Source organism: Stenotrophomonas sp. S49, from assembly GCF_016624905.1.
Classification (GTDB): domain Bacteria; phylum Pseudomonadota; class Gammaproteobacteria; order Xanthomonadales; family Xanthomonadaceae; genus Stenotrophomonas.
This window is the reverse complement of sequence record NZ_JACVUD010000120.1, coordinates 1-12,259: the sequence shown is the minus strand read 5'-3', so window position 1 is coordinate 12,259 and position 12,259 is coordinate 1. Positions and strand designations below refer to the sequence as shown.

The following is a 12,259-nucleotide window of genomic DNA, read 5'->3' as shown; positions in this document are numbered from 1 at the left end:
TGCGGCGTCCCCGCAATCCGACACCGCCCCGCCATCCCACGGAATGCCGCTGTTGCTGTTGCTTTCGCCGTTGCCGTTGCATTGAGCAGGTGCAGGGCTGCAAGCCCTGCAAAGACCCCCCCTACAACCAACGTATTACCTATTCAGTGCGATATTCGCACGCGCAGTCGATTACCGCACTTGAATGGTGCAGTGCGATAAACCTAATTTCACTTCCGCAGTTTCATAGCAGTCCAAGCGATCCACCCCTGGCGGGGCGAGGGCAGCATCGGTCACGGTGCTGAAGCCAGGTGCAGGGGAAGACCGTTGGATCTCTTTCACCTGTGCGGAGTGATCGCATGTGCCGTCGTCTGTCTGTCGTTTCCCTGTCCCTGCTTGCGCTGCTGCCGTCGCTGGCGCTGGCCTACCAGGCCGAACCCCCGCGTGAAGCGCTGCAGGTGCTGCGTGTCGATCGCTACGCCGACGACAGCAACGCCGGCTCGCTGCGCTGGGCCATCAACACCGCCAACGCCACGCCGGGCCGCTACCGCATTGAAATCGATGCGGTGGGCGCTGCCCCGTACGTGATCAAGCCGGCCTCGCCGCTGCCGGAAATCAAGGGCCCGGTGCAGATTGTCGGCACGCCGTGGGCACGCGACGGCCAGTTCGTGGCCATCGATGGCTCGGCCTACGTGACCGGCACCGGCACCGATGCCTGCCCGGGTGCAGAGCCGGGCCAGTCCGGCACCAATGTGCGCACCACCACGCTGCCAGGCCTGGTGCTGCGCGACACCCAGGGCGTCGAACTGACCGGCCTGGAGATCCGCAACTTCTGCATCGGCGTGCTGATCAACCGCGCCAGCCACAGCGAAATCCATGACAACCGCATCGTCGCCAACAAGGGCGGTGCCGGCATCATGCTCACCGGCGATGATGGCAAGGGCCAGTCCACCGCCACCACCACGGTGCACAACCGCATCGTGCGCAACGTGTTCCTGGACAACGGCGATGGCCTGGAACTGACCCGCGGCGCGGCCTGGAACCTGGTGGCCGACAACCTGTTCCAGTCCACCAAGGCCAACCCGGAACCGTCGCAGGGCATCGAAATCCTGTGGGGCAATGACAACAGCGTGGTGCACAACCGCTTCGTCGATTACTCCGATGGCCTGCAGATCAACTGGGGCAACCGCAACTACATCGCGGCCAATACCTTCACCGGCAACTCGATCGGGCTCAGCATCACCGGCGGCGGCAACGTGGTTGATGGCAACACCATCACCGGCAACGGCATCGGCATTGGCGTGCGCCCGCAGCCGGTCAGCGCACCCAACCGCTTCACCGCCAACCGCATCTTCGGCAACGGTCTGCCGATCGAGCGTTGCGAAGCCGGCGGCGCCTGCGTGAAGGGCCAGCCGCGCGGCGCCATCGTGTTCGGTGTGCCGGGGCTGGAACATGCCAGCTTCGTCGGCTCGCGCGGGCGCGGCGTGGACAACGATCCGGCCAAGCGTGCGCGCATCTGCACCGCCGCCGGCCAGGCCGATTGCCAGCCGCTGGCCAACCTGGGCCAGGCGGCGCCGCAGTTGGTGGCCGTGCAGGGCAAGGGCGCACAGCGCGCCGTGACCGGCAGCTTCCACGGCCAGCCGGACAGCCACTACCAGGTGGAAGTGTTCGGCAACCGTGCGGCCAACGGCAGCGAAGCCGAGCGCGTGCTGGGCATCGTGCAGGCGCGTACCGACAGCCAGGGCAACGGCACCTTCACCTTCCCCTTGGGCAATGGCGCCGATGCTGCGGATCTGGGCGGTGTGACCGCCACGGTCACCTCGCCGCAGGGCGCCACGTCCCCCCTGAGCGCGCCGCTGTCGCTGCGCTGATCACCTTTCCGAGACCCTGACCATGATTCGTGCAAAGCCTGTTTCCCTGACCGTACTGGCCGCGATGGCCCTGCTGCCGGCCGTCGCCAGCGCGCAATCCAGCAACCGCTACGCGGGCAAGACGCTCACCGGCGACTGGGGCGGTACCCGCACCGATCTGTACGAGCGCGGCATTGCCTTCCGCGGCGACTACGTGGGCGAGGCCATGGGCGTGGTGGATGGTGGCTACGGTGAAACCGGCGCCCGCTATGCGCAGCAGGTGCGCGTGGGCATGGACCTGGACATGGGCAAGCTGGCTGGCTGGGACGGCGGTGCCTTCCACTTCACGCTCAACGACCGGCGTGGCCGCAGCACCTCGGCCGATCTGGTCGGCAACCGCTTCCCGATCCAGGAAGCCTACGGCGGCCAGTACACCCGGCTGACCGAACTGAGCTACGACCAGACCTTCAACGGTGGCCAGTCGTACTACAAGCTGGGCTACTACGCGATGGGCAACCAGTTCGGCCTGCACAGCCTGCTGACCCATTTCGTCAATGCGGCGTTCTGCGCGCACCCGCTGGCGATGTCAGGCAACAGCGGCTGGTACAACTACCCGGTGGCGCGCTGGGGCGGTGAAGTGGCGCAGCAGGTCAGCCCGGCGCTGAACGTGCGCACCGGCTGGTTCCAGGTGAATCCGAACCTGGGCGGCAACATCGAACGCAATGCGTTCCGCCCGTTTGCCTCCGGCACCACCGGTTCGCTGTTCCCGGTGGAGGTGACCTGGACGCCGGCCAAGGGCAGCCGCTACGCCGGCGTCTACAAGTTCGGCGGCTACTACGACACCTCGCGCGTGGACCAGCGCGGCCTGGATACCTCGCCCACCACCGGCCGCCACGGCGCTTACGTGCTGGCCGAGCAGCGCCTGACCCAGGAGTCGGCCGACCCCAGCCGCGGCCTGACGGCCTTCGCGCAGTACATGGTGTCCGACGCCGACACCGCGCAGATCAAGCGTTGGTATGCAGTGGGTGGCGTGTACCAGGGCATTGGTTCGCGGGCGCAGGACAGCATCGCGCTGGGCTACGTGGGCGCCGACATCAACGACCGCCTGGTGGATGCGCGCCGTGCCTCGCTGGCCGCCGGTGGCGTGCCGGTGGATTCGCCGCTGTACAACCTCAGCCAGGCCGAGGAGCTGTTCGAACTGTCCTACAGCTTCCAGCTCAACCCGTGGCTGATGATCCGCCCCGACGTGCAGTACATCGTCAATCCCGGCACGTTCAATTACAGCGGCACCGACAACGCCTGGGCCGTGGGTGTCCAGGCCAAGGTGACCTTCTGATGGCCGCGCGCTCCTTCCACGCCCTGGTGACTGCCATGCGCATTCCGTTTGCTTCCCTTGTCCTCGCCGGTGCGCTGTGCACCTCCCCCGTGTTGGCCCTGGCCGCGCCGCCGCCGGCGGTGCTGCAGGTGGGCTCGCTGCGCATCGGCGAGGGCAGTCCACGCACCATCGTGCCGATTACCGGTGCCAGTGCCGAACTCGCTCTGCAGCAGGCCGCGGCCATCGCCGCCAGCACGCACACCGACCTCGCCGAATGGCGCATCGATTACCTGGATATCGCCACCGATGGCAGCAAGCTGGTGGCGCTGGGCAAGCGCATCCAGGCCACGCTGGGCGGCAAGCCGATGATCGTCACCTTCCGTACCAAGGCCGAAGGCGGTGCGAAGGCGGTCAGTGACCGCGACTACGGCGCGCTGTACGCCACGCTGCTGCGCGGTGGCTTTGCCCAGTTGATCGATGTGGAAATGTTCCGCGACCCGAACGTGGTGCAGGCGCTGGTGGCGCAGGCGCACAAGGCCGGGGTGAAGGTGGTGATGTCCAACCACGATTTCCAGGCCACGCCGCCGCGCGAGGAGATCGTCGCGCGCCTGCTGAAGCAGCAGGCGATGGGCGCGGACGTGCTGAAGATCGCGGTGATGCCGCGCGACGCCGGCGATGTGCTTGCCCTGCTGGAAGCCACTTGGCAGGTACGCCAGCGCAGTGACAAGCCGCTGCTGACCATGTCGATGGGCGGCACCGGCGTGGTCTCGCGACTGGCCGGGGAAACCTTCGGCCAGGCCCTGACCTTCGGCATGATCGGCACGCCGTCGGCGCCGGGCCAGGTTGAAGTCGAACAACTGCAGGACGTCCTGCAGGTCATCCACGCTTCCAGCCAGGCCGGTCGCTGAGACCACCACGCCGGATGTTCCGCCGCTTCACGCTGTAGCAGGAAACCGCACCATGAGCCACGCCTCCGCCGCTGCACCGCCGCTCGTCCTGGAACGGATGAGTCCCTTCCAGTGGACCGCCATTGCCATCTGCGTGCTGCTGAACATGCTCGATGGCTTCGACGTGATGGTCATGGCCTTCACCGCGCCGCACGTGTCGGCGGACTGGGAACTGTCGGGCAAGGTGCTGGGGCTGATGCTCAGTGCCGGCCTGGTCGGCATGGCGCTGGGCTCGTTCCTGCTGGCGCCGCTGGCTGACCGCTGGGGCCGGCGGCCGATGATCGTGTGCTGCCTGCTGATCCTGACCACGGGCATGGCGCTGTCGGCGCTGGCCGGCAACGCCTGGCAGCTGGGCGCGCTGCGCGTGTTCACCGGCATCGGCATTGGCGGCATGCTGGCCGGTGTGGGGGTGATCACCGCCGAGTATGCCAACGCCAAGTGGCGCAGCACCGCCGTGGCCCTGCAGGCAACCGGCTATCCCATTGGCGCCACCGCCGGTGGCGTGCTGGCGGCCTGGATGCTGCAGCACTGGTCCTGGCACAGCGTGTTCCTGATCGGCGCGGGTGCCTCGCTGCTGTGCATCCCGCTGGTGCTCAAGTGCCTGCCCGAATCGCTGGATTTCCTGGTGGCACGGCGCCCGACCGATGCGCTGGCGCGCTTGAACGCGCTGCTGTCGCGCATGCAGATGCCTGCGCTGCAGGCGCTGCCGCCGGCACCGGTGCGTGAGGGCCAGCCGCAGGGCTACGCCGCGCTGTTCGTGGGTGATCTGCGCCGCGTCGCGCTGCTGATCGCGCTGGCGTTCTTCCTGCACATGTTCGCGTTCTACTTCGTGCTTAGCTGGACCCCGAAGCTGCTGGTTTCTGCAGGTGTTTCGGCGCAGCAGGGCATCACCGGTGGCGTGCTGCTGAACCTGGGCGGCATCGTCGGCGGCAGTCTGTTCGGCTGGCTGGCCTCGCGCTGGTCGCTGTCCCGCCTGACCGCAGGCGCGCTGCTGCTGGCGATGGTGGCGATGCTGGGCTTTGCTGCGTTCAACACGCAGTTGAACGTGGCCTTCCCGTTGGCCTTCGTGATTGGTGCCGCGCTGTTTGCTGCCATGGCAGGGCTGTACGCCGCCGCACCGGTGGTGTTCGCCGCACAGGTGCGCACCACCGGCCTGGGTTGGGCGATCGGCATCGGCCGGGTCGGCGCCATTCTGTCGCCGCTTACCGTGGGCGTGCTGGTGGATGGCCACTGGCCGCCGCCGGCGCTGTATGTGCTGTGCGCGCTGCCGCTGCTGCTGGCCGCCTGGGCGTGCCTGGGGCTGCGCGTGGGCGTGGGCCAGAACCGGCGTTGAACCGCCTTGCGGAGCCATGTAGGCAATGTGCGATTATCGGATTGAATGGCCGAATATCGGATTGACCGGGCAGGGGCCTGTGCGCACCATGTCCGCGTCATGTTTTCCCGTCGCAGTGGCCGTGCGCCGCGCTGGTAGGTACCAGCGAAGGGCAGGGCAAGGAGCAATGCAGTGATCGACAAGACCGTGGCCAGCGCCGAAGCAGCGGTGGCCGATATCCACGATGGGGCCACCGTGATGATCGGTGGCTTCGGTACCGCGGGCATGCCCGACGAGCTGATCGATGCGCTGATCGCGCAGGGCGCGCGCGAGCTGACCATCATCAACAACAATGCGGGCAACGGCGATACCGGCCTGGCCGCGCTGATCAAGCACAAGCGCGTGCGCCGCATCGTCTGCTCCTTCCCGCGCCAGGCCGATTCGCAGCACTTCGATGCCGCCTACCGCGCCGGCGAGATCGAACTGGAGCTGGTGCCGCAGGGCAACCTGGCCGCACGCATCCACGCCGCCGGTTCGGGCCTGGGCGCGATCTTCACTCCCACCGGTTACGGCACCGAACTTGCCCAGGGCAAGGAAACGCGCGAGATCGATGGCCGCCACTACGTGCTGGAATATCCGCTGCATGCCGACTTTGCGCTGATCAAGGCCGACCGCGGCGACCGCTGGGGCAACCTGGTCTACCGCAAGACTGCGCGCAACTTCGGCCCGCTGATGGCGATGGCCGCACGCTGCGCGATCGTGCAGGTGCGTGAGGTGGTGGCGCTGGGCGAACTGGACCCGGAAGCGGTGGTGACGCCCGGCATCTTCGTGCAGCGCGTGGTGCCGGTGGCCGCAGCAGGAGTACAGGCATGAACAAGCTCAGCCGCGAACAGATGGCCGCGCGCGTGGCCCGCGATATTCCCGAAGGTGCCTACGTGAACCTGGGCATCGGCCTGCCGACCACGGTGGCCAACTTCCTGCCTGCCGACAAGGAAATCTTCCTGCAGTCGGAAAACGGCCTGCTGGGCATGGGCCCGGCGCCGGCGCCCGGCCACGAAGACCCGGACCTGATCAATGCCGGCAAGCAGCCGGTCACCCTGCTCACCGGGGGTTGCTATTTCCACCATGCCGACTCGTTCGCGATGATGCGTGGTGGCCACCTGGACATCTGCGTGCTGGGCGCCTTCCAGGTGTCGGTGCACGGTGACCTGGCCAACTGGAGTACCGGTGCGGCCGATGCCATTCCTGCCGTGGGCGGCGCCATGGACCTGGCCATCGGCGCCAAGCAGGTCTTCGTGATGATGGACCTGTTCACCAAGAAGGGTGAAAGCAAGCTGGTGGCCGACTGCAGCTACCCGCTTACCGGCCTGCGCTGCGTATCGCGCGTGTACACCGATGTGGCCGTGTTCGACCTCGGCCCCGACGGCGCCACCGTGCTGGAGATGGTGGAAGGCATGGACATCGCACAACTGCGTGAACTGACCGGCCTGCCGCTGGCACTGGCCGAAGGAGCCTGAGATGAGCCTGCACGAGACCTACATCGTCGATGGCATCCGCACCCCGATCGGCCGCTACGGCGGCGCGCTGTCCGGCGTTCGCGCCGATGACCTGGGCGCGATTCCGCTGAAGGCTTTGCTGGCGCGTCACCCGCAGCTGGACCCGGCGCTGATCGAGGATGTCTACCTGGGCTGCGCCAACCAGGCCGGCGAAGACAACCGCAACGTGGCGCGCATGAGCCTGCTGCTGGCCGGCCTGCCGGTAAGCGTGCCGGGCAGCACGATCAACCGCCTGTGTGGTTCGGGGCTGGATGCGATCGGTACCGTGGCGCGTGGAATCGCTGCGGGCGAGCTGGGCCTGGCCATCGCTGGCGGCGTCGAATCGATGTCGCGCGCACCGTTCGTGATGGGCAAGGCGGCCTCGCCGTTCGCCCGCGACCAGCAGATCGAAGACACCACCATGGGCTGGCGCTTCATCAACCCGCGCCTGCGTGAACTGCATGGCGTGGAAACGATGGGCCAGACCGCCGAGAACGTTGCCGAGCGCTACGGCATCAGCCGCGACGACCAGGATGCGTTCGCCCTGCGCAGCCAGCAGCGCACCGCCGCGGCGCAGGCGCGTGGCTTCTTCGAGGGCGAGATCGTGGCGGTCGATGTGCCGGGCCGCAAGCGCGGCGAGACCGTGACCGTCGACCGCGATGAACACCCGCGTGGCGATACCACCGCCGAAGCACTGGCCAAACTGAAGCCGCTGTTCCGCCAGCCGGGCACGGTGACCGCCGGCAACGCGTCGGGCATCAACGATGGCGCGGCGGCACTGCTGCTGGCCTCGGGCGCACAGGTCAAGGCGCTGGGGCTGACCGCGCGCGCGCGCATCCTCGGCTTCGCCAGCGCGGGCGTGGAGCCGGCCATCATGGGCATGGGCCCGGTGCCGGCCAGCCAGAAGCTGATGGCACGGCTGGGCCTGTCGATCACCGATTTCGATGCCATCGAACTGAACGAAGCCTTCGCCTCGCAGGGCCTGGCCTGCATGCGACAGCTGGGCCTGGCCGACGATGCCGCACACGTGAACCCCAACGGCGGTGCCATTGCGCTGGGCCATCCGTTGGGCATGAGCGGCGCGCGCCTGGCGCTGACCCTGCTGCGCCAGCTGGAAGCCAGCGGCGGTCGCCGTGGCCTGGCCACCATGTGCATCGGCGTGGGGCAGGGCGTGGCCCTGGCCATTGAGCGCGTGTGACCCCCTCGCATTCCGTAATCTGCCCGTAACCAGTATGACAGCCGCGGCCCTCGGGCCGCTCGCCAACAGGAGTACGCCATGAGCGATCCCACCGACCTGCGCGGCTACCGCAAGCCGTATCCCGGCAGCCAGCCACCGCGCATCCACCTGCCGTATGCCAGTACCGCCAAGCGCGGCCCGGGCACCGATCCGATTGCTATTCCGGTCACCCTTTCCGAAGTGACGGGGCCGAGCATCAACCGCATCACCCTGGGCGCGCACGCCGCCGATCTCACTGCTGGCTTCCCCGGCCAGCCGCTGGGTGAGCGCATCATCGTCAGTGGCCGCGTGCTGGACGAGAACGGTCGGCCGGTGCGCAACTCGGTGGTCGAGGTGTGGCAGTGCAACGCCGCCGGACGCTACCTGCACAAGGGCGACCAGCACGACGCACCGCTGGACCCGAACTTCAAGGGCACCGGCCAGGTGTTGACCGACAGCGAAGGCCGCTACCGCTTCACCACCATCAAGCCGGGCGCCTACCCGTGGCGCAACCACTACAACGCCTGGCGCCCGGCGCACATCCACTTCTCGCTGCACGGCGAAGGCATCGGCCAGCGCCTGGTCACCCAGATGTACTTCCCCAACGACCCGCTGCTGGCGTTCGATCCGATCTACAACTGCGTGGATGACGCCAAGGCCCGCGAGCGCATGGTGTCCTCGTTCGACTGGGAAACCACCGCGAATGAATTCGCGCTGGGCTATCGTTTCGACATCGTATTGCGCGGTCGCAAGATGACCGTGTGGGAGTAAGACCATGAGCTTCCAATCCACTCCGTGGCAGACCGTCGGCCCGTACTACCGTTTGGGCCTGGAACCGCTGTACCGCGTCGACATCGCGCCGGCGCAGGCGCAGGGCGAGCGTGTGCAGGTGCAGGGCCAAGTGTTCGATGGCGAGGGCGTGCCGGTGTCCGATGCCGTGCTGGAAATCTGGCAGGCCGACGCACAGGGCATCTACGCGCATGCCGAAGACCCGCGCCGCGACGATCAAGATCCCAGCTTCGATGGCTGGGGCCGGGTGCCGACCGACGACCAGGGCCGCTTTGCCTTCAGCACCGTCAAGCCGGGCCGAGTGCCGGGGCTGCGCGGTGAAGCGCAGGCCCCGCACCTGGTGGTGCTGGTGTTCATGCGCGGCCTGCTGCAGGCCACCCGCGGCCGCATCTACTTCAGTGACGAAGCCAGCAATGGCGACGATGCCATCCTGGCGCTGGTGCCGGCCGAGCGCCGCCACACCCTGGTCGCGCAGGCGCAGGGCCAGGGCGTATACCACTGGGACGTGCGCATGCAGGGCCCCGACGAGACCGTGTTCTTTGCCTACTGAACGCCCGGGCTGTCGCTTGCCCACGCCGGTCACCGCCGGCGCGGGTAAGCTGGGACAACCCCGGAAGGATCTTCCTTGATGAACCAGACTCCTTCGCTGCTTGGTGGCCTGTTCGGCGAGCCTGCCGTGGACGCGGTGTTTACCGATGTGGCGCGGCTGCAGGCCATGTTGGATGTGGAAGCCGCGCTGGCCCGCGCACAGGCGCGCTGCGGGGTGATTCCGCAGACGGCGGTGGCCCCCATCGAGGCGGCCTGCAATGCAGCCCATTACGATGTGGGCGCGCTGTCAGCCGCCACCGCGCTTTCCGGCAACCCGGCCATCCCGCTGGTGAAGGCACTGACCGCGCAGGTCAAGGCCAACGACGCCGAGGCGGCGCGCTGGGTGCACTGGGGCGCCACCAGCCAGGACATCATCGACACCGGTGCGGTGCTGCAGTTGCGCGCCGCCCGTGAGCACGTGCTGTCGCGCCTGCAGACGCTGTGTACGGCGCTTGCGCAGCTGGCCGACGCCGAGCGCGGTACTGGCCTGCCGGGCCGCACCTTGTTGCAGCAGGCGGTTCCGGTCACCTTCGGGCTGAAGGCCGCCGGCTGGCTCGATGCCCTGCAACGCAGCCAGCGCCGCTTGCTGGCCCTGGGCGAAGACACCCTGGTGCTGCAGTTCGGTGGTGCCGCCGGCACCCTGGCCTCACTGCAGCACCGTGGCCTGGACGTTGCCCAGGCGCTGGGCGAGGAACTGCGGTTGCCAGTGCCGGCACTGCCCTGGCACACCGCACGCGATCGCGTGGCCGAGCTGGGCAGCGCGTTCGCATTGCTGACCGGCAGCCTGGGCAAGATCGCCACCGACATCGTGCTGTTGATGCAGTCCGAAGTGGCCGAGGCGTTCGAACCGGCAGGCGAGGGCAAGGGCGGATCGTCGGCCATGCCGCACAAGCGCAACCCGGTGGGCTGCGTGGCGGCCATTGCTGCCGCGACCCGTGTGCCGGGCCTGCTGTCCACGCTGTACAGCGCCATGCCGCAACCGCACGAACGTGCGGCCGGGCAGTGGCATGCCGAATGGGAAACCGTGCCGGAGATCGTGCGCCTGTGCGCCGGCAGCCTGGCCCAGGTCACCGTGGTGGTGCAGGGCCTGCAACTGGATCGCGCGCGCATGCTGCAGCACCTGGACAGCCATGGCGGCCTGCTCTATGCCGAAGCCATAGCGGTCACCCTGGGCGAGCGCATCGGCAAGGCCGCCGCGCACGCGCTGGTGGAACAGGCCGCGCAGCGCGCACTGGGCCAATCGCAGCACCTGCGTGCGGTGCTGGCGCAGATGCCCGAGGTGACCGCGCAGCTTTCCGCTGGACAACTCGATGCCTTGTTCGCCGCCGACAGTTGGCGCGGCATGGCCGATACCTGGATCGACCGCGTGCTTGCACGCGCCTGATCCCCACGTACTTCGCTGGAGCCAGCATGCCGTTTCTCGAGCTTCCGCAGCATCGCCTGCACTTCCAGACCGAGGGCCGTGAAGACGGCCCCTGGCTGACCTTCTGCAACTCGCTGGGCACCGACCTGGGCATGTGGGCGCCGCAAGTGCAGGCGCTGTCTGCGCAGTACCGCATCCTGCGCTATGACCGCCGCGGCCATGGCCAGTCCAGCGCGCCGCCGGGCCTGTACAGCGTGGCCGAGCTGGGCGCCGACGTGCTGGCGTTGTGGGATCACCTGGGCATCGAGCGCAGCCACTTCTGCGGGCTGTCCATCGGCGGGCTGACCGGCCAGTGGCTGGGCGTGCATGCCGGCAACCGCCTGCGCACGCTCACCGTGGCCGCCACCGCCGCGAAGATCGGCAGCGCCGAAAGCTGGCAGGCACGCATCGCCCAGGTGCAGCACGACGGCCTGCTGCCGCTGGTCGATGGCACGCGCGAGCGCTGGTTCACGGCCGGCTTCGCACAGACCCATGCCAGCCTGGTGGAAGACATCCTGCAGCGCTTCCTGGCCACGTCGGTGGAAGGCTACGTGGGCTGCTGCAACGCGGTGGGCACGGCCGACTTCCGCGAGGTGCTGGCACGCGTCCAGGTGCCGCTGCTGGCCATCGCCGGCGATGACGACCCGGTCTGCGTGCCGGCCGATCTGCAGGCCATTGCCAGCGGTGCTGCGCAGGGCGCGTATGCGCAGGTGGCCGGCCGGCATATCTGCAACCTGGAATCACCGCAGGCTTTCACCGCTGCATTGGCCGCGCATCTGGCGCAGGCCACGCACTGACACTTGCACAGGTAGACGACGATGGACGAACAGGAACGCTACGAAGCCGGCTTGGCAGTACGCCGCCAGGTGCTGGGCGAAGCCCATGTGGAACGCTCGCTGCAGGCGCGCACGGACTTCACGACTGAATTCCAGGAATTCATCACCCGCACGGCATGGGGCACGGTGTGGACCCGCGACGGCCTGCCGCGGCACACCCGCTCGCTGCTGACCATCGTGATGATGGTGGCGCTGGGCCACGACGAAGAGTTCAAGCTGCATATCCGCGCGGCACGCAACAATGGCGTGACCCCGGAAGAGATCAAGGAAGTGCTGCTGCAGGCCGCCATCTACTGCGGCGTGCCTGCGGCCAACCACGCCTTCGCGCTGGCCAAGCCGATCCTGGAAGAGCAGGCGGCCGAGGGCTGACGACAAGCTTCGCCGGGCATGGCCCGGCGCTACCAAAGCGCGGCGCTGGTAGCGGCCGGGCCAGGCCCGCGCACAAGCCAAAAAGGAGCAAATACCCCCCCCGCGGGGGGGGGGGGCGCCC

12 protein-coding genes are annotated in these 12,259 nt (G+C 68.1%); all 12 read left to right on the top strand.

Annotation, left to right across the window (positions count from 1 at the left end; translation table 11 throughout):
• Positions 1-338: 338 nt before the first annotated feature.
• The 12 genes from IAE58_RS18420 (at position 339) to pcaC (ending at position 12,138) form a co-directional block, all read left to right on the top strand.
• On the top strand, positions 339-1,850 hold the full coding sequence (locus IAE58_RS18420; RefSeq protein WP_199933255.1) for a right-handed parallel beta-helix repeat-containing protein: 1,512 nt from the start codon (positions 339-341) through the stop codon (positions 1,848-1,850).
• 22 nt (positions 1,851-1,872) lie between these two features.
• Entirely contained in the window at positions 1,873-3,165 is a 1,293-nt protein-coding gene (locus IAE58_RS18415) for a carbohydrate porin (protein ID WP_199933254.1), read from the top strand.
• Positions 3,165-4,052 carry a type I 3-dehydroquinate dehydratase gene (aroD, locus tag IAE58_RS18410; RefSeq protein ID WP_199933253.1) on the top strand — a complete coding sequence of 296 codons (888 nt, stop codon included), beginning with the start codon at positions 3,165-3,167 and terminating at the stop codon, positions 4,050-4,052. Before IAE58_RS18415 ends, aroD begins: the two co-directional genes overlap by 1 nt.
• Before the next feature lie 52 nt (positions 4,053-4,104).
• The gene (locus IAE58_RS18405; RefSeq protein WP_199933252.1) at positions 4,105-5,424 is read left to right on the top strand and encodes an MFS transporter; all 1,320 of its coding nucleotides are present in this window, start codon (positions 4,105-4,107) and stop codon (positions 5,422-5,424) included.
• 171 nt (positions 5,425-5,595) lie between these two features.
• Positions 5,596-6,276 (top strand): 3-oxoacid CoA-transferase subunit A, encoded by a 681-nt coding sequence (locus IAE58_RS18400; RefSeq protein ID WP_199933251.1) that lies wholly within the window; start codon positions 5,596-5,598, stop codon positions 6,274-6,276.
• Entirely contained in the window at positions 6,273-6,920 is a 648-nt protein-coding gene (locus tag IAE58_RS18395) for a 3-oxoacid CoA-transferase subunit B (RefSeq protein ID WP_108752849.1), read from the top strand. Before IAE58_RS18400 ends, IAE58_RS18395 begins: the two co-directional genes overlap by 4 nt.
• 7 nt (positions 6,921-6,927) lie before the next feature.
• Complete coding sequence (pcaF, locus tag IAE58_RS18390) at positions 6,928-8,136, top strand: 3-oxoadipyl-CoA thiolase (RefSeq protein ID WP_199933256.1); 1,209 nt, start codon at positions 6,928-6,930, stop codon at positions 8,134-8,136.
• Between the two features lie 78 nt (positions 8,137-8,214).
• Complete coding sequence (pcaH, locus tag IAE58_RS18385) at positions 8,215-8,925, top strand: protocatechuate 3,4-dioxygenase subunit beta (protein WP_108752850.1); 711 nt, start codon at positions 8,215-8,217, stop codon at positions 8,923-8,925.
• A 4-nt stretch (positions 8,926-8,929) separates the two neighbouring features.
• Complete coding sequence (pcaG, locus tag IAE58_RS18380) at positions 8,930-9,493, top strand: protocatechuate 3,4-dioxygenase subunit alpha (RefSeq protein WP_199933250.1); 564 nt, start codon at positions 8,930-8,932, stop codon at positions 9,491-9,493.
• A gap of 78 nt (positions 9,494-9,571) precedes the next feature.
• Positions 9,572-10,915 carry a 3-carboxy-cis,cis-muconate cycloisomerase gene (locus IAE58_RS18375; RefSeq protein WP_199933249.1) on the top strand — a complete coding sequence of 448 codons (1,344 nt, stop codon included), beginning with the start codon at positions 9,572-9,574 and terminating at the stop codon, positions 10,913-10,915.
• 26 nt (positions 10,916-10,941) lie between these two features.
• Positions 10,942-11,730, top strand: a complete 789-nt coding sequence (gene pcaD / locus IAE58_RS18370; RefSeq protein ID WP_199933248.1) for a 3-oxoadipate enol-lactonase — start codon at positions 10,942-10,944, stop codon at positions 11,728-11,730.
• 21 nt (positions 11,731-11,751) lie between these two features.
• Complete coding sequence (gene pcaC / locus IAE58_RS18365; protein WP_199933247.1) at positions 11,752-12,138, top strand: 4-carboxymuconolactone decarboxylase; 387 nt, start codon at positions 11,752-11,754, stop codon at positions 12,136-12,138.
• Positions 12,139-12,259: the final 121 nt, after the last annotated feature.